16 protein-coding genes and 1 pseudogene are annotated in these 18,792 nt (G+C 37.9%); 11 read left to right on the forward strand and 6 right to left on the reverse strand.

Annotation, left to right across the window (positions count from 1 at the left end; translation table 11 throughout):
- Positions 1-49 precede the first annotated feature (49 nt).
- The 3 genes from WNY79_RS07700 (at position 50) to WNY79_RS07710 (ending at position 3,412) form a co-directional block, all read left to right on the forward strand.
- A complete protein-coding gene (locus WNY79_RS07700; RefSeq protein WP_342875559.1) occupies positions 50-526 on the forward strand; it encodes a GreA/GreB family elongation factor in 477 nt (158 codons plus the stop codon).
- 265 nt (positions 527-791) lie between these two features.
- Positions 792-2,249, forward strand: a complete 1,458-nt coding sequence (locus tag WNY79_RS07705; protein WP_342875560.1) for a hypothetical protein — start codon at positions 792-794, stop codon at positions 2,247-2,249.
- Positions 2,250-3,031: 782 nt separating this feature from the next.
- The gene (locus WNY79_RS07710; RefSeq protein ID WP_342875561.1) at positions 3,032-3,412 is read left to right on the forward strand and encodes a hypothetical protein; all 381 of its coding nucleotides are present in this window, start codon (positions 3,032-3,034) and stop codon (positions 3,410-3,412) included.
- A 35-nt stretch (positions 3,413-3,447) separates the two neighbouring features.
- Here WNY79_RS07710 and WNY79_RS07715 read toward each other — a convergent pair.
- A pseudogene (locus WNY79_RS07715) lies at positions 3,448-4,030 on the reverse strand (transposase); the annotation flags it as partial.
- Positions 4,031-4,219: 189 nt separating this feature from the next.
- Between WNY79_RS07715 and WNY79_RS07720 the strand changes: the two are divergent.
- Positions 4,220-5,830 (forward strand): oleate hydratase, encoded by a 1,611-nt coding sequence (locus WNY79_RS07720; protein WP_342875562.1) that lies wholly within the window; start codon positions 4,220-4,222, stop codon positions 5,828-5,830.
- 172 nt (positions 5,831-6,002) lie between these two features.
- Here the strand turns inward: WNY79_RS07720 and WNY79_RS07725 are convergent, their stop codons facing one another.
- A complete protein-coding gene (locus WNY79_RS07725; RefSeq protein WP_342875563.1) occupies positions 6,003-6,353 on the reverse strand; it encodes a zinc ribbon domain-containing protein YjdM in 351 nt (116 codons plus the stop codon).
- 305 nt (positions 6,354-6,658) lie between these two features.
- On the opposite strand from WNY79_RS07725, the gene WNY79_RS07730 reads away from it, so the two are divergent.
- From WNY79_RS07730 to WNY79_RS07740, 3 genes are read left to right on the forward strand one after another with little or no spacing between them, the layout of a single operon-like run.
- Positions 6,659-8,053: a RimK family protein gene (locus WNY79_RS07730; RefSeq protein WP_342875564.1), complete on the forward strand. Its 1,395-nt coding sequence runs from the start codon at positions 6,659-6,661 to the stop codon at positions 8,051-8,053.
- Positions 8,054-8,057: 4 nt separating this feature from the next.
- Entirely contained in the window at positions 8,058-9,170 is a 1,113-nt protein-coding gene (locus WNY79_RS07735; protein ID WP_342875565.1) for a GNAT family N-acetyltransferase/peptidase C39 family protein, read from the forward strand.
- An 8-nt stretch (positions 9,171-9,178) separates the two neighbouring features.
- On the forward strand, positions 9,179-9,691 hold the full coding sequence (locus WNY79_RS07740; protein ID WP_024600291.1) for an MgtC/SapB family protein: 513 nt from the start codon (positions 9,179-9,181) through the stop codon (positions 9,689-9,691).
- 15 nt (positions 9,692-9,706) lie between these two features.
- Here WNY79_RS07740 and WNY79_RS07745 read toward each other — a convergent pair whose 3' ends face one another.
- Both WNY79_RS07745 and WNY79_RS07750 read right to left on the reverse strand, forming a co-directional pair.
- Entirely contained in the window at positions 9,707-10,933 is a 1,227-nt protein-coding gene (locus WNY79_RS07745) for an EAL domain-containing protein (RefSeq protein WP_342875566.1), read from the reverse strand.
- Between the two features lie 88 nt (positions 10,934-11,021).
- Positions 11,022-12,032, reverse strand: a complete 1,011-nt coding sequence (locus tag WNY79_RS07750) for a helix-turn-helix domain-containing protein (RefSeq protein WP_342875567.1) — start codon at positions 12,030-12,032, stop codon at positions 11,022-11,024.
- Between the two features lie 126 nt (positions 12,033-12,158).
- Here WNY79_RS07750 and WNY79_RS07755 point away from each other — a divergent pair, with 126 nt between their 5' ends.
- Together WNY79_RS07755 and WNY79_RS07760 are read left to right on the forward strand one after the other, a co-directional pair.
- Positions 12,159-14,066, forward strand: coding sequence for a beta-ketoacyl synthase (locus WNY79_RS07755; protein WP_342875568.1), 1,908 nt, complete (start codon positions 12,159-12,161; stop codon positions 14,064-14,066).
- Between the two features lie 191 nt (positions 14,067-14,257).
- Positions 14,258-15,283: an energy transducer TonB gene (locus WNY79_RS07760; RefSeq protein WP_342875569.1), complete on the forward strand. Its 1,026-nt coding sequence runs from the start codon at positions 14,258-14,260 to the stop codon at positions 15,281-15,283.
- Between the two features lie 105 nt (positions 15,284-15,388).
- Here the strand turns inward: WNY79_RS07760 and WNY79_RS07765 are convergent, their stop codons facing one another.
- Positions 15,389-15,805, reverse strand: coding sequence for an MgtC/SapB family protein (locus WNY79_RS07765; RefSeq protein ID WP_024600286.1), 417 nt, complete (start codon positions 15,803-15,805; stop codon positions 15,389-15,391).
- 213 nt (positions 15,806-16,018) lie between these two features.
- On the opposite strand from WNY79_RS07765, the gene WNY79_RS07770 reads away from it, so the two are divergent.
- Positions 16,019-17,536, forward strand: a complete 1,518-nt coding sequence (locus tag WNY79_RS07770) for a BCCT family transporter (protein WP_342875570.1) — start codon at positions 16,019-16,021, stop codon at positions 17,534-17,536.
- Positions 17,537-17,608: 72 nt separating this feature from the next.
- Positions 17,609-17,947: a hypothetical protein gene (locus WNY79_RS07775; protein WP_294120610.1), complete on the forward strand. Its 339-nt coding sequence runs from the start codon at positions 17,609-17,611 to the stop codon at positions 17,945-17,947.
- On the opposite strand, the gene fghA is transcribed toward WNY79_RS07775, so the two are convergent.
- Entirely contained in the window at positions 17,901-18,743 is an 843-nt protein-coding gene (gene fghA / locus WNY79_RS07780; protein WP_342875571.1) for an S-formylglutathione hydrolase, read from the reverse strand. The genes WNY79_RS07775 and fghA overlap by 47 nt on opposite strands.
- Positions 18,744-18,792: the final 49 nt, after the last annotated feature.

Genomic DNA, 18,792 nt, shown 5'->3' on the forward strand with positions numbered 1-18,792 from the left:
ATGTTAAACTATCTGCCTTATTTTTACAGCCTGTATTGTATTAATCCCCATGAATAAAACCCACGTTATCGAACACCTTCGTTTTGCGCTAGAAGCGCAGCTTACAACAGCAAAAGTAGCGGCAAAAACTGCGCACGACACCGCCACACATGAAGAAAACATAGCCGAAAATAAATACGATACGCTAGGGCTCGAAGCCGCTTATTTAGCTCAAGGCCAAGCCCAGCGCGTAAACGATTGCTATAAAAGCATAGAATTGTTCGAACCTGCCTTTAACGAAAAGCCAACCGACAAAATAGCTATCGGTTCGCTGGTATGTTTAGAAGATGATAACGCAGCCCAAAAATGGTTTTATTTAGGCCCAGCCGCTGGTGGATTAACGGTAAACGTTAAACAGCACGCAATTGCCGTTGTAACACCAGGCGCACCAATGGGTAAGCAGTTATTAAACAAACAATGTGATGATGAAATTACGTTAACAATCGCAGGTAAAGTCCACGAATATGCGGTAGTAGAGATTTTATAAAGCTTTGGTTTTTAAGTGATACGCTATCCGACAAAGGTAACTCGGTCTCTTAGCATTATTAAAAGTCATTTTGGTGCAAAACAACAGAGCCTATTTTATTACATGGCTAATCATTTGTTTACATTGAAGTTATTTAGTGGAATTATTGAGCTAAGTAATATACGCCGTTTTGGGGTGTTATTAATCACTAAAATGGTGTTCTGCATCATGCTATATGGCAGTCGTTGTATTTAAGCTTCGGCGAATTAAAATATAAGGGAACTATATGAGTCGTTGGATTCAACAATTTGAAAATCATGCTTTTCAACCAGTATGGGGGAAAATACTTGATGTAACTGAGGAGGTGCTTGTTGACGATGAAACTGTCGTAACGAGTGTTGAGGAAATAGCAAGATTAAAAAAAGTAGTTAATTATTTAGATTGTCTATTAGAAGCTTGTGATCCAGAACTAATACCGCCTTCAACTTGGGATAATTATCACGCTCAATGTAATTCGTGCTTACAGCAAATAAAAAGCTATCAAAGTAATCGGAATATTGCTCATATTACAAATGCTAATAAGCATCTAGATAATTTATTAACTTATATTAGGCCTTATCAAGTGGTGGCAGGTAAAGCTGCAAAGTCTGCAAGTGCTTCATTCGTAGCGTACACTAAAACAATTAATTCGAAGTTAAATTCATTTCAAACTGAAGCCAGTTCTATTTTGGATATAATATCTAAGTATAAGGAGAGTGCGTTAAGCCTCGCTTCAGAATCAGAGCTTTCTAATCAACGTATTAAAGAATTAGAAACACGTTACTTTGATGATAGTGAAGAAGAAAGCTTAAGTACAAAAATTGATAGTTTTGAGGAAAAAATTGAAGAAAACTATGAAAAAATTCAACAGTATAAAATCAATTTGCTTGATGGGGATAACAGTAATGAATCAATTGCTTCTGAAATAAATAGTGCATTGGAATTAGCAGAAACAGAATCAGAAACTATCAAAAGTTTACTTAATGAAGTTAAAGGTAAGCTAAAAGATTTTAGAGAATATCATTCAGATGTATTTGGAATTAAGAATGACGAAGGGAATTTCGAAGGAGGTCTAAAGGACGAAATTATTGCTAGAGAAAGACATTTAGAAGAATTTAAAAAGCAACAAGAATTAAAATATAAAACTCTAAATGATGAAATTGAAAGCTTATTACCTGGGGCAACAAGTGCAGGATTAGCAACAGCCTACTATGATCTTAAAGAGTCTTTTAATACACCAATTGAAAATTATTCAAAGCTATTTTATAGCTCAATATCCGTATTAGTTTTAGTTGCTTTTTTATCTATCACTCAAGAAATTGGATTTTTCTTTATTAAGTTTGTTGAAATTACAGACCTAAGTAAGCTAGCTTCAAACATTTTGTATAAGTTACCTATTGTGTTACCAGTTTTATGGCTTACTTTATTTGCGTCTAAGAGAAGAAGTGAAAGTCAGCGATTACAACAAGAGTATGCTCATAAAGAGGCATTAGCAAAATCATATCAAAATTTCAAAATGCAAATTGAAGCATTGGGTCAATCAGATCCTGACTTAATGAAAAAGTTACTTAGCTCAGCTATCGATGCAGTATCGAAAAATGCATCAGATACGTTGGATAAAAAACATGGAGATAAATCTCCTATGCATGAAGGTGTCGATGGTTTTTTAAGCGCAATAGAAAGAACCAAAAAAGCAGTTACATAATAAGTCAATAAAGGCGTATAAGAACACGCCTTAAAGTGGGCGACTAGTAAAGATTTAGGTATTGCCTAATTTTAAAAGAGGTTTAATTAGGATGATACTCATCCTAATTACCAACACAATAAACGCCTATCCTTGTTCATAAATCTATTGTCGGATGGCATGGCTTCGCCACTTATCCGACCTACGAGTTAGCCTCTTTCACAAATAATTAAGATGACACCCATCCTAATTATTACGAAAAAAGCCAATAAAAACAGCATGAAGAGTACGTTATTATAAATAATGAATCACGCACAAAGCTGAGCTATGTAGAAAAAATGAAAGTAAAAATAAACAGCCCAATCGGGCGACGATAGCTGTTTATTAAAGAGTGGCAAACGACTCGGCTGTATCGAACCGGCTTTCCATTAAATAAATAGCGGAACATTACAGTGAATAAAGGAATGAATAAATTGATCTTACGCGGTCAGGTGAAAGTGAATGCCTTTACTTTATTGTACGGCAACATTGCCTAGTTCATAATATAGAAAAACTGCAAAACGCGATGCATTAAGAAGGGAAGCCCTTTTAACCTAAATTAAAGCTACTCAACCACCCGTAATTCTGTCCAAAACACCAATTAAAACAACACCAAACACTTCTTTATATTCTACGCAAAGTACAGTAATCGATTGAACCAAAATAGGAACTCAGCTATGGTTTGTTTATCAATAAAAACAAATAAAAAACGAGTTAATCTACAGGCTCGTTAGGTGCAAAGACAACTCAGCATTCGAGGCAACATGGATACATATAATCCCAATAAAGCAGTAGAACCCGAAAACTGGTTAGCCCTAGATGAAGCTACAAGAATTGAATTAGTTCATGATTTCCATATTGGTTTAGATCACGAATTAACCGAGGATGCTTTAAGTGTACATTCATCAATTCATGTAATAGTGGAAAATCAATTAGCTATGAAGGTTGAATTAATACCAGAAACTTTCGCAAGACTCATTAGACAAGGCTTGAATAGGCATGAAACAATTCATGCTATTGGAACAATTATATCAGCAGATATTTTCGATGTTATGAATGGTATTGTAGAAGAGTTTTCACCAAAAAAGTACAGACGAAAGCTTGAAAAAATCACAGCAAAAAGATGGCTAAAAGGGCAGTATTAAAATTTGCACCTAACAAGAGACTATGGCGTCAATAGTTAATTTATAACTTTTGACGCTTCCCATGAAACACCGTCTCTTAGCATTGAATTTAAGATAACAATTATCTTTCTAATGCATGCAATAATGGCCATGTATAAAACGGTTCTGACTTGTGGTCGTCCACCTTGTATTTTTTGATGACCTTTAAATAGTCCACTTTCTCGATTTATCGATGCAACACCAATCAGGCTACTTGCTTGTTTACTGTTTATATAGCCCAATATAGGCAAGTTACTGATGATAGAAGCTGCGGCTATTTTTCCAATGCCAGTCATGCTTTGTAGTATTTAATTTTTAGCTTTATATTCAGGACAACTCTCAATCAGTTTTGCTATTTTTTCTTCTATTTTAATAATTTGGTTTTTGAATAAGTTTAATCGTCATGGCTAATGCTTAAGGCATAATTTGTAAGCGATTCTTTTCCATGGTTTGCATAGTTAATAATTGATTTCTACGCGTTACTAAATCGCTCATAGCTTGCATTGTTTCGGGTTTTAGCTGTGATAATTTAGGCTTAATTGCTTCGCTATAATGCGCAATCAGTTGAGCATCTAATTTATCTGTTTTTGCACGTTGTCCTTTCTGAGTATCTAATTAAATTAATAACTGGAATACAAAAAGCTAAGCTATGCAAACAGTTTTCTCTCAAAACTGACTAAAGTTATTCTATATCATTTAAACTTTAATTTGTGTGAACAAACATTTGACTGAAAAAAATCGAAGCGTATATTTTTACTTATAAAATCATTTTTTAACGAAGTACATACTATGAGCAATTCTAAAATTTATTTAAACGGATTAGGATTAGGTTCCTTATCAGCTGCTGTTTACTTAGTGCAAAAAGTTGGCTTCGCCCCAGAAAACATTCACATTTTTGAAAAAAATCCTGAAACTGATTTAGTCGGTGGGTCAATGGATGCTTCTTTTAAAATGGTTGATGGTAAACCTGTTTACATAATGCGAGGCAGCCGCATGTACGAAGATAAAGTATATAGCTGCACCAAAGAATTTTGGTCATTAATACCTTATGACGAAAATGGTTCATGCCTAGACGATTATGAAGCCAATGCTGAAGAATGCCATATGGACACTGTGGTTAGACTATTACATGCAAATGGTGAGAAAGATACGGGACACGATCTTGGATTAGGTGCGACTGAAGCCCTTCAAATGGCTCGATTAATAGAAATACCAGAATCTAAAATAACAGCGGATGCTAAAATCACTGATTATTTTAGTGACGATTTTTTCAAGAGTAATTACTGGTATATGTGGCGTGCTCTTTTTGCTTTTCAGCCATGGCATTCTGCTATAGAAATGAAGCGCTACATGAAACTATTTTATCACCGTATGTCTGATATGGATAAAATGACCTCTTTAGAACGTACACGTTACACAAACTACCATTCGTTTGTTCTACCGGCTATTAAACTCATAACAAAAAAAGGCGTTCAAATACATTATGATACTTGTATTACGGACGTGGACTTTAAAGAAAGTGATGATAAACGCTGGGTAGAACGCTTACATTTAAAAAATTCAGAAGATAAAACCTTAGATTCAATAGAAGTTAGACCACAAGACAAGGCATTCTTGACAATTGGCTCAATTGTTTCTAATCATTCTTATGGTTCTCATGATGAGCCTGTATCTACAACATCGGTAGAAAAACAAGGCGAAGCTTACGAGTTATGGCAAAACATTGTAGCTAAACAAGCTGACTTAGGTAGACCAGAGCGTTATTTACGTGATGTTTTACTTTCTAGAATGATGCACTTTACCGTCACGTTTAGAGGAAACCTGTTTGAAAGAAAATTCCAATGGTTAGTTGAACGACAAATGGGAGTACAAAGCCCCTTACCTTTAACACAATCTCCATGGGTAATGCATTTGCACACCTATCGTCAGCCCTTTTTCCCGGGTCAAGCGGCAGATACTTGTGTAATTTGGGTTTCAGCATTAGGTGAAGATAAGATTGGTCAGTTTGTAAAAAAACCTATGTATGAATGTACTGGAAAAGAGATTTTAGAAGAGCTTTTAGGACATTTATGGGGTGATTTAGATGAAGATGAAAAAACAGAACTGCTTGAAACATCTTACTGTATACCTTGTAGATTACCTTACGGGATCTCTCAGTTCTTACCTAGAACCGAAGGTGACAGACCTCCTGTTGTACCTAAAGGCTCGCAAAACTTTGCGCTGTTAGGACAATTTGTTGAAATACCAGATGGGATAGTTTTCACAACCGAATATAGTGTTCGTGGAGCTATATTAGCCATTAACAAATTAATAGACCCATCAATAAAGCCACCTGAAATGTACTTTGGTCAACACCATCTATGGGATAATTTAAAAAATGCAAAAGCAATTTTAAGTTAATCCCCACGAACGCTCGTTTGTAACGAGTGCTATAAGTGAGGTATAAAAAATTAAACAACAAAAGCTATCTATTTAATGAAATAATTAGGATGACACCCATCCTAATTACTAACACAATAAACGCGCTTATTAATATTTATGAATTGATTTTTGGATGGCATGGATTCGCCATTTATCCGACCTGCGAGTTCGCCTTTTTCACAAACTTTGCTGTTACCATCATTTCGCCAATGCCTTCTACTTTACAATCAAGTTCGTGATCTTTTTTATCAAGCACTCTTCTAACGACCGCTTTGGTGCCAATTTTAATGACTTGCGAGCTGCCTTTAATTTTTAAATCTTTGGCTACTGTCACTTTGTCGCCATCACTTAGTACAGTGCCGTTGGCATCTTTAACTAAAATGGCGGCTTCATCGTTTATATTATTTGGGTTCCACTCATGGGCGCACTCGGGGCAAATAAGCAGTTGTAGGTCTTGGTAAACATATTCACATTGGCATTTTGGGCAAGCAGGCAGCGACATTTTTAACTCTCTTAAGGTATTGTTTTGCGTATTTTAATCGGCATTAGTTGGAAAATATAGTTAATCAATATTTTTCATCTTCACGCTAAAAATATCTCGTTTGTGCGTTTTTAAAAAAGGGCATATAAAGCACATGTCGCTTAAGCAATTTAAGCGCTAACTCGTACAGTAGGTACCTGTTAAAGCACCCATCATATTAAGTGATACGCGCAATGCCCACTTAGTACGATGGGTGTTTCTATTTATAATGCTTAGTAATGTTACTTAAGCATGCTTTTTATATTTTGACTTAACTAGGAAAAGTCGTGTTTAAAACCTTAATTGTGGTTGATAACAACGAGCAAACGCTTGCTCAATCGTTCGAAAATGTAATTACGTTCAATACCTACTTACGTGATTACCCAAAACAAAATGAACCAAAAACACGCATTATTAATCTGTGCGACTCAAGCCAATACTTGAGCAAAGGTTATTATTGCTCGTTACTTGCTGAGGCGCGCAAGCACCAAGTTTTGCCAAGTGTAAAAACAATAAACGCATTGCGTAGTGGTCAAGCCCCTATGTTAAATGTGGGCCAAATAGATGGCACACTTTACTTTGGTAATACACAAAACGATTTACAATCAAAAGCGGCAAAGTCGGTATTTAAACAATACCCAACGCCTATTTTATTTGTTGATGAACAAGGCTTATTGCAACAAGGGTCTTTATCGTCTTTAAGCGAGCAGCAGTACAGCGAATTTGTAGCCAAACTAGATAACTTTACTAAAACGCAGTGGCGTATTGGCTCAGTGCAACGTCGTTTTAGATGGGACATGGCAATACTTGTTGATCATAACGAAAAAGTACCGCCGAGTGATAAAGACGCCATTGCACGTTTTATTAAAGCCGCCGCTAAACACGGCATTTATGCACAAGCATTAAGCTTTGACGAAATTGACAATATTGCCCAGTTTGATGCGTTATTTATTCGCCAAACTACAGCGATTGACCATCCAACGTATCGCCTTGCAAGCAAAGCGCAAAGCCTGGGTTTAGTGGTTATTGACGACGCTGAGTCTATTTTACGTTGTTGTAATAAAGTGTATTTACACGATGCGTTTAATTATCAAAAAGTGCCAAGTTTAAAAACGGTTGTAGTGGCTGATCAATCAAGTGAAACGCTTGAGCAATTAGAAGAAGCGTTTACGTATCCGCTTGTTTTAAAAATGCCTGAAGGATCTTTCTCAAAAGGTGTGTTTAAAGTTTCAAATCGTGATGAGCTTGAAGCTAAGCTTACAGAGCTGTTTGAGTTTAGCGCATTAGTGCTTGCACAAGAGTACATGTATACCGAATACGATTGGCGAGTGGGTGTATTAAATGGCCGTGCAATTTATGCATGTCGTTATTTAATGGCGCGTAACCATTGGCAAATTTATAACCACGATGCTAAACGGTTTTTCTCTGGTGGCTTTGAAACGTTGCCAACCTTTGAGTTACCAAAAACGGTATTAGATGCCGCATTAAAAGCATGTAAAACAGTGGGCAGGGGTTTATATGGCGTAGATGTTAAAGAGCATCAAGGCAAAGCATACGTGCTTGAAGTAAACGACAACCCAAGTATTGATCACAAAGTAGAAGACGGCTATTTAGGTGACGAGTTATATATGATCATTATGGATGAGTTTAAACAACGCTTAGAAGCACGAGGTCGTGGGTAATAACATGAGCAACCTTGTTATTCGAAAGGCGCTTGGCAGTGATTTAAACGCATTGATTGACGTTGAAAACGCCTGCTTTAATAACGATAAATTGAGCCCGCGCAGTTTAAAGCGCTGGCTAAGTGCTAAGCACGGTATTTTACTCGTTGCAGAAAATGGCGAGCAAATATGCGGCTATGGGCTAGTGTGGTGCCATAAAGGGACTCGTTTAGCGCGCTTATATTCGCTTGCTGTAAAACCCACAATGCAAGGTAAGGGGATTGCAAAAGCACTGCTTACTAGCCTTGAAAAAGAAACGTGTGAGCGCGGGCGTATTTACCTTCGTTTAGAAGTGGCTGTAAATAACGAAGGTGCGATAGGGCTTTATAAAAGTTTAGGTTACAGAGTGTTTGGCCAATATAGCGATTATTACGATGACCACAGTGATGCACTACGAATGCAAAAAAACATTCGACAAACGAGTGAGTTAAAAGTGGCGCGTTTAACGCCGTGGTATCAGCAAACTACCGAGTTTACATGCGGACCTGCTGCACTATTAATGGCAATGGGGGCACTTGAGCCAACAACTGAGCTTAGCCAATCACATGAGTTAGCACTTTGGCGTGAAGGTACCACCATTTTTATGACCTCGGGTCATGGTGGTTGCCATCCGTTTGGTTTGGCACTTGCCGCTAATAAGCGTGGTTTTAAAAGCGAGGTAATGGTTAATACCACCGAGCCTTTGTTTTTAGATGGCGTACGCAATGAGAACAAAAAAGTGGTGTTAGCTACCGTACACCAGCAATTTGTAGATGGCATAGCGCAAGCAAATATACCGCTTACGTATAAAGATGTAGAGCTTGGGCATATTGAGCAGTGGTTAAGTAAAGGCTTTAGTGTGCTGTTATTAATTAGTACATACAGTTTTGATGGTAAAAAATCGCCACACTGGGTGTGTGTTACGCACCTTGATGAGCACTGCGTGTATGTTCACGATCCGTTTTGTGAGCCGGGCAGTGATAAACAGCTCGCAATAGATTGCCAATATGTACCTATTGCGCGAAGTGATTTTAGTAAAATGTCAGCGTTTGGTAGCCAACGTTTACGAACGGCGGTGGCTATAGCTAATAAAATATAGGGTTAACAGTGACTTTTTTAGATTTAATTGATGTAGCCCCGTATTCGTGGGCAGCTATTGGTACTGCAGCTTTTTGCGGTGCCATTATTGGTATAGAGCGCCAATTGCGCGGCAAACCTGTAGGTATTCGTACCTCTGCGTTAATAACCTTGGGTACGTATTTGTTTTTATCGACCGCGTTTAATTTACAAGGGGATGTGATAGATCATTCTCGTGTAGTTGGGCAAATAATTACAGGTATTGGCTTTTTAGGGGCTGGTGTTATGCTCGCAAAAGATGGTGCGGTAGTTGGTGTAACCTCTGCTGCAACCATCTGGGTGCTTGCATCAATAGGCGTTATGATAGCGACCGAAAACCTTGGCGCTGCAATAAAGCTCTCGGTGCTGGTGGTCGGTATTTTATACGGTGTAGACGTACTCGAGGCTAAATTTAAAAGCTTAAGCAAAGGCGTACACACTAAAGTAAAAAACTATCAAAAACGCTATTATCGAAAAGAATTTAACGACTCAGAACGCCACTAAAAGTGGCGTTTTTTATTAAAGCCTGACTGTTTGAAAATGAATAGCGTCTTCAAGCGGGGCAGGGCGGCCTATAAAGTAACCTTGCACGTTATCAACGCCTAGCTTTCTCAGCGTACTTAATTCTTCTTGATTTTCTATTCCCTCTGCAACTATTGAGCAATTAATCGCTTTGGCAAATCCGCATAGTGCCTTAGCTAATAAAAACTTTCTACGATCTGTATTTATATTTTGAGTAAGGCTTATGTCTAACTTAATGATATCTGCCTCTAATTCTAAAATATGCTGAAAAGATGAAAATCCAGCACCTACATCATCGATAGCGAGTTTTAAACCTCGGTTTCTTAATGGTTGAAGTGCGGTTCGCATCGCTTGGTAGTCTAAAATAGGTGAATGTTCAGTCACTTCTAAAATTATTCTATTACAATCGATGCTTTGTAATACTTTGTCTATTGAGCCTGATAAAATATGCTGAGGTGAAGTGTTGATAGTGATATAAGCTTTTTCATCAAATTTATCCAAGCAATGTAATGTATTTTGTATAGCAAGTATCTCTAATGCTTCTCCTAGACCTAGCTTTTCAGCATCTTTAAACCAAATGTCAGGTGTTTTATAGGGTTCAATAAAAAAGCGTGACAGAGACTCATAACCCGAAAGTTGATTGGTTGATAAATTAAATATGGGCTGAAAATAAATCGTAATATCGTTTGTTTTTATAATATTTTCAATAAGCGACTTTGACTCATTATTTAAAATGTTAGATTGAACATTTTTTTCGATTAACTCCGTAGCTATTTCAGAAATTAACCTAAGAAATGACAAATCTTTATCGTTCAAGGTATTATCTAATATGGTTTTATAACAGCAAAAAGTGCCGTAAACTTTACCTGTAGATAAGACAATAGGTACACCTATATACGAGCCAATATTTAGCTTTTCTGTAACTGGCATATTGCGGGTTATAGGGTGCTCAAGGGTATTAGGGATTATTTGTTCTAGCTCGTTATCGGATATTTTTTTACAGTAAGTTTCGCAAATTGGATCTGAGTTACCCACGGATACGCAGATATTTGTGGTTTGGTTATCTACCACTTTAAAAACGCGATCATTATTGGTGAATTCTGAAATAAACGCAACTTCCATGCTCAAATGTTTTCGTACGAGTGAAAGTAACTTTAATAACTTTGATTCAATAGAAGCATCGCTTTGTGGATCAAAAAGGTGCTTACTAAGTTTATCTTTCATGCAGTTACCTTGGTATGGCATAAATTATATTATTGATAAGAGTATAATTTATGTATAAAAAAATGCCAATTTAGAGTGCCGTCGCTGGTTATCCAAATAACTTTCGTCTAACTACTTTTCTGTAACCACTGGGTGTTTGGCTTAATACTTTTTTAAACACGCGTGTTAAATGCCCTTGGTCGTTATATCCCACTTCTAAAGCCACTTCTTGAATTGATAAATTTGATGATGCTAATAACTCCTTCGCACCTTCTACGCGTAATTGTTGCCAATACTCAATAGGGCTTTGATTAGTGGCTGCTCTAAAACGGCGGGTAAAAGTACGGTAGCTCAAGCTAAATTGGGCAGCGACTTCTTGTAGGTTTAGCTCGGTGGCTAAATTGGTTTTTAGCCAAAACTGAATTTGCGCAATTAGCTCATCGGGGTGACGGTCTACTGCACCTTCTAAATAGCGTTGATCTTCGTAGGGTTTACGTATTTCGTGCGAAAAATTACGCTCTACATGCTGAGCTGCGGCTTTTGTATAGTACTGACTAATAATATGTACGATCACATCTGCAAGGGCATTAAGACTCGCTACGGTATACATACGCTCTGATTGGGTTATAAAAAAGTCGGGTTTTAAACGCACTAACGGATAGTCATGGCTAAATTGATTGGCGTAGTGCCAATGTGTGGTAGCTGGGTGCCCATCAAGTAAGCCAGCCTCAGCTAATAAGCAGTTGCCAGTACCTACACCAATTATATGACTGCCTGCGCTAAAGCTTTCGCTTAGCCAATCAACTACGTCTTGATTTGTACGCACTACTGGGCGCGGGTTTCGCCAAATACCCGGGACTATAATTAAATCGCTGTAGGGCGCATTAGTTGTTATGCAATCAGGAACTATCGCAAGGCCTGCGCGAGTAGCTATAGATTCTGCACTTTTAGCCACTAAATTTATAGCAAGCGGTCTAAAATTTTGCTTATCAAGATGGCCTTTAGCAAAGGCCTCGCCGGCTCTTAACATCTCAATAGGTAGCGTTAAACTGGTAACTAATAAATGCGGATAAACCGCTATAGCAATGTTTAATGGTGGATTAGTGTTTTTTTCAGTCATGTAAATGCTCCGACCAGTACTTTTTGGCCTTTTGTGCTGAATATTTGGCTATTAAAGCACAATGCATGGTGCGTAATCCATTTAAACTGCGTGTTCATCTTATAACACGTTTTTTAAAGGTAAATTATGACTGCATTACCCGTTATAGTAGGCATGGGTGGCATTAACGCCGCTGGCCGTACTTCTTTTCATCAAGGTTATCGCCGTATCGTGTTAGATAGTTTAAACGCTAAAGATCGCAGTGAAACATTTTTAGGCCTCGCCACACTGATGAATCTAGTAAGCGTTGTAAACGGCCAATTACAAGATACACAAGGTAATAATGTTGAGCAAAGCGACATAGAAGCACGCTTTGGTGAGCAAATTATTGCCGGTACACTTATTCGTAAAATTGAAAAAGAACACTTTGATGCCGATGCCACACCGTGGCAGCAAAAAATGACGCTAAACGCATCAAGCGATAACGCAATTGTGTTTGAAACTCGCGCTCGCGACTTACCGGTACCTGTTCCAGCTAGCTGGCAAGTTGAAGAACTTGAAGGCAAAAAAGTAAAAGTAACTATTGCAGCCGACTTAGATGTTAAGCATGACTCAACACGCGATAATCCAATTAAATCTGCAGGGCAATTTCCTACTGGGTTTGATCCGTCTGTTATGTATAACAGCCGCTATCAGCCTCGTGGTTTGCAAGCGACTATTTTTGCAGCTACCGATGCGATTAAATCAACAGGGCTTGATTGGCAACACATTATGAATAGCGTAGAGCCAGATAAAATTGGTACCTATTCAGCATCGGTAATTGGCCAAATGGACGACAAAGGCCTAGGCGGTTTAGTAAAGGCGCGCCAACAAGGCGACCGTGTTAGTACTAAGCAGTTAGCACTGGGCTTAAATACAATGTCTACCGATTTTATTAACGCGTATGTTACGGGCAATGTGGGAACTACGTTTTCGACCTCGGGCGCCTGTGCTACGTTTTTATACAACTTACGTGCAGCAGTAAACGACATACAAGCAGGGCGTACACGCGTTGCGGTTGTCGCAAGTGTTGAGTGTGCTATTACACCCGAAGTGATTGAAGGCTTTGGTAACATGAGCGCACTTGCAAATGTTGAAGGTTTGCGCCGCTTAGATAACTTATCACATGATGAAGAACCAGATTATCGCAAAAGTAGCCGCCCGTTTGGGGATAACTGCGGCTTTACATTAGGTGAAGGCGCACAAGTTGCTATTTTAATGGACGATGCATTAGCCCTTGAATTAGGCGCTGACATAATGGGCTCTGTGCCGGATGTATTTGTAAATGCAGATGGTATAAAAAAATCAATTACGTCACCTGGTCCTGGTAACTACATTACCATGGCTAAATCGGCTGCTTTAGCAACGAGCCTTTTAGGCAAAGAAGCTTTGCAAGAACGTAGCTTTATTTTAGCGCATGGCTCAAGTACACCGTTAAACCGCGTAACAGAGTCGCTGATATATCACAAAGTGGCACAAACGTTCGCTATTGATAATTGGAAAGTGACAGCGCCTAAAGCCTATGTTGGTCATACTATAGCTCCTGCAAGTGGCGACCAATTAGCGATAGCTCTCGGTGTATTTAGTCACAACATTATGCCGGGCATTACCACAATTGATAAAGTGGCTGATGATGTTTACACCGATCATCTTGATATTCGTAATAGCCATTACGAATGCAGTGAAATGGATATAGCTTTTATAAATTCAAAAGGCTTTGGCGGTAACAATGCAACAGCAATAGTACTTTCACCAAAAGTGACAATGCAAATGCTCGCTAAGCGCCACGGCGATGACGTTATGACTAGTTACGCTCAAAAAAACGTGGCAATTAAAGCCGCGCAACAAACGTATCAAGCTCAAGCTGATTTAGGCCAGTATGAGCTAATTTACCGCTTTGGCGACGGACTTATTGATGACAATGACATTTTAATAGACGAGCAAAGTATTCAGTTACCAGGCTTTGAAAAAGCAATTACGTTTAGCACAACAAATTCCTATCAAGATATGTTTTAAGCACACATACTTGTTAGCAAGGCGCTTTTTAAGCGCCTTTTTTAATGCCTAAAATATATGTAGCTATTAGATTATTTTTGTTACCCCCCAAATTTAGCTTATTAATTGAACTTATTTTTTGTGTTTATACTTGCTTTTATGTTGATCGTTTGTTTCTATTATATAAACACTATCTAGGATGGATAAAACCGATGAAAAAACTCATATTAGCGCTTTCTTTAACTTCTGCTTTTACTCAACTTCCTGCTTTTGCAGACGACTTTGTTCCTGCAGAAGTGATTAATAAAAACTACGATCAGCTCACTAATACTTCCTCGCGCGCTTCGAGGTTAGAGGGGATTAACTTAAGCAGTTACGTGGTCGATAAAAGCGGGCAGGTTAGTGATATAGAAATTGTAGCTACGGTCGGGCAAAAAAAGTACCAAAGAGAAGTAATGGATTACGTATCTAAACTAAATTACAAAAGCGCAAAATTAAATGGTGAGACTATACCTGTAGCAAAAACTATTACTGTAAGTTCACAAAATTTACATGTTGGGTTTTCAAACGATAAGGCATCGCGTGGCTTTTTTAATGATTATGAGCAAGCTAGTAAATTAATCGATGAAAAGAAATACGATGAAGCTAAAAGCCTTATTGATGAACTAGAAAATGAACATACCAAAAATACGGTTGAAATTGTTTTACTTGCGTGGCTTAAAAGCCAGCACAGTTATTTTGTACAAGATTGGAAGAGCTTTGATCAGCATATCAACGAAGCGTTCTTATTTAGAGGTAACTTACCTGATCAAATTCAAAAACGTGTGATTAAAAATGCTTTACAGTGGTTTATATCAAAGCAAGATTATGTACGAGCCTATGATGCAATAGATGCACTAGGCAATATTGAATCTATAACTTTTACAGATCAAAATAAGGAACAGTTGTTAACCCAAGTGAACGATATTTATAAAAACTCGGGAGATATTGAACAACAATTTAGTTTAGCTTCAGAGCAAGCTGTAATGCCTATGATGTCGAAGTCTGAGGTTAAATTACAATCAGAATTACCACTGAGCAAAGTGCAACTTAGATGCGAAAACAAAGTCGTTGACTATGACACTAATACAATTGATAAAATTGTTATTTCGAAAAATGATTTACGTTGTGGATTATTAATAAAAAGCGCTCAAGTACAAACAATTACACTTAAGCAAAGCGGTGAAAGTTTTTTATAAAAATGTAACTCCCCACATATAAATTATGGGGAGTTATCGTATTAATAAGTATTGGCTATTCAAACAATGCATTGAAATTTTGCTGCAATACTTATTAAAAAACTATCACTTAAACTTTTTTACATACCTAAGCGTTATAAAATTAATAATGGCAAGTAAAATGGCTATTTCGTAACGGCTGTACGCAACAGCAATACCTATTAAGCCCATATTCCAAATACTGGCTGCGGTTGCAGTGCCTGAGGTCGTACGGTTATTTTTTAAAATTGCGCCACCGCCAATAAAACCAATACCAGTAATTATACCTTGCAACATTTTAGATTGAGCTTCTGCACCATCTAAAACCGACATAGCAATAAGTGCATACCCGCATGATGCTACCGCAACTAGCGGAAAGGTTCTAAGCCCTGCGCCATCATGACTACGCTCTCTGTCGTAAGCCATGGGTAGTGCAAGTAGGTAAGCAATACCTAAATGTATTAAATTATCGATGATTTCATTCCACTGTAAATCAATTTCCATTATTGAGCCTGTGCTGGTTAATTTTGTTAATAATAAGCAAACAGCAAGCCATAGTATAAATGACCATTAATCAATGAGTTATTGTTAATATCTATGTTTAATAAGAATTATTGAGGAAACTTTTACATGTTTTTATTACTATTTTACGCAATAGTTAATTTGATCTGAGTTTTAAAGCCCCGTATTCTTTTATCCAGACTAAAAGACACCTATGTGAATCTCTTGCCTTTAAATAAAACATTAAGCACACCCACTAAGCTTGAAAAAACAGCCTTACTATTTTGCGTTGGGCTATCTGTTATTGCTTTTTTATTTCCTGAATTACTCATAGAGCACTTACAACCCGCTATTAATAAAATTTTAGGTTATTTAGGGTCGCCATTTTTTATATTGGTAAACTTGTTACTTTTTTCTGTGATAGCTATTGCTATAAGCCCATTAGGGCAACGAAAAATAGGAGGATCGCAAGCACTTGTTGAGTTTAGTACCTTTGGTTGGTTTTCTATGTTGTTTGCAGCAGGAATGGGCTCAGGACTAATATTTTGGGGAGTAGCAGAGCCTGCACTACACACGGTTAACTCGCCTTTAAAGCAAAGCTTGTATCCTAACAATCAAACAAGTGGTTTGGCACTTACACTAGTTAATTGGGGTGCGCATGCATGGGCGCTCTATGCAGTATTTGGCTTAGTATTAGCTGGGTTTACTCGCAATAGTGGTAAAGCGGGCGATATTAGTGCGCCAGTGATCAGTGCAACTAAGGGCGTTATTAATCGGGCTTGGCAGTTACAGCTGAGCTTTAGCATTAAATTAATTGCCATACTTGCAATATTTTTTGGTGTAGTGGGCACAATTGCTAATTCAACTTTATTACTGCGTAAAGGGCTCGAGCTTGAGCTAGGGGTTGAATCGGCTTTACTTTCGGGGTTTATTATTATTTTTTTAATTGCACTGCTTTATACCATTTCTGCAAAGTTGGGGCTTAAAAAAGGCATTCAAACTCTTAGTAAGTTTAATATGTTTTTAGCCTTTGCACTTATAGCATGGCTATTAATTTTTGTGCCTATACAGCCAATTATAGACATAGCGATAGGCGGAACATGGGATTACATTCAGCTTATAACCACAGGTACATGGCAGTTTGAAAGCGTACTTAATGACCCCGCATGGGCAACAGGTTGGACATACAATTACTATTTTTGGTGGTTAGCTTGGGGCCCGTTTGTTGGTGTGTTTTTGGCAAAAATTAGCCAAGGACGGCCGGTTTGGCAATATATTGTAGGTGTTGTATTTGTACCAACCTTTGTGACTATTATATGGTTTAGTGTGTTTTCGGGCTCTGCAATTTCCTGGGATCAAACGCACAATGCAGGCATTTTAGCGGCTATTAAAGCTGATTATACACAAGGGCTGTTTGTATTTTTCGATCAATTAGGGTGGCAAGGCGGTCTATTAATTTGGTCAAGTTTATTGCTTTTACTCATTTTTGTAGCCACATCAGCAGACTCTGCTGTTTTGGTAATTCGTGAATTAAGTGGTGCAAGTGAAGCTCAAACATGGAGTTTGTATGCTTGGTCGTTTGCACTAGGGTTATGCGCTTTTGTTTTGTTAGTACAAAACAATGAACCATTAAACAGAAGCGTTGCTATTATTGGCGCGCTTCCTTTTTTGATTATTTTTATTTTACAGCTGGTGGGTTTTATTAAAGAGTTCATACGTGAATTTAAGCACTAAGGCTTACATTTTTTTACAATGCTATTTTTAAAATTGTATATAATTTAGGTAATTATATTGGTGGGGTTAATAATGCGTACTTTATTGATTATTTTATTTTCAAATGTATTAATTGGTTGCGCTGCTGCGGGTATAATTTTCGATGGGGCAGCGCGCTCTCAACCTGGCCCAGTAAATGCGGGGCCTGTTGTAAAAGATAAAGAGGGATTTAGCTTTACTAAACTCGGTGTTGAAGCCGATATGGCTATAGTTGAATTTATTAAAGGTAAGGGCAATAACAATACGGTACAAGTATGCAGGCAAGTGAGTAAAGTATTGAAAGAGTGTGTAGAGGTAGAAAAGTCATCTCTACACACTACTGAATCTAAGCAGTTAAAAACTGATGATGAAATAATAAGTGTTGGTCAATAAAGCTGCTTATAAAAAAGTAGCTATGATCGTAGCCGGCTTGCATTTCAAGTGTAAGCGGGTAGCCTTTTTTATCAGCAATAGCGACTAGGTTTTCTGGCTTAAGTTGCTCTTGTAAAAAGCCATCAGCATCACCCTGACTCACTAACATGGGTAAGTAATTAGCTTGCTCTGCGCTTTTCATTAACTCGCAGCTGTCATATTGTGACCAAAGCGCTTTATCATTTCCTAAATAACCAGAAAATGCTTTTACACCCCAAGGGCATTCAATCGGATTTACAATAGGGCTAAAAGCCGAGGCACTTACAAACGCAGTCGGGTTTTTAAGTGCAACCATCAATGCACCATGCCCGCCCATAGAGTGACCGCTAATTGCTTTTGTGCTTGTTACCGGAAAATGTTGTTCTATAAGTGCTGGTAACTCACTAACAATATAATCGTACATATTAAAATGGGTGTTGTAAGGAGCTTGCGTAGCATTTACGTAAAAGCCTGCGCCTTGAGCAAAGTCGTAGCTGTCTTCGTTGGGGACGTTTTCGCCGCGTGGGCTAGTGTCAGGCGCTACAATAGCAATACCCAGCTCGGCAGCTTTTTTAAATGCGCCGGCTTTTTGCATAAAATTTTCGTCAGTACAAGTTAAACCTGATAGCCAATAAAGTACCGGTGCTTTGTTTGCTTCACTTGCACCAGGTGGTAAAAATACGGCAAAGCGCATAGTGCAATGTGTACTTTGCGAGCTGTGAGTATATTGTTTATGCCAACCGCCAGACACTTTTACACTTGAAATATTTTCTAACATACTTAATCCTTAAAGCCGTAAACTTAGAAGTATTACGGCTCATTATTAA

Source organism: Pseudoalteromonas sp. AS84 (assembly GCF_038900255.1).
GTDB lineage: Bacteria > Pseudomonadota > Gammaproteobacteria > Enterobacterales > Alteromonadaceae > Pseudoalteromonas.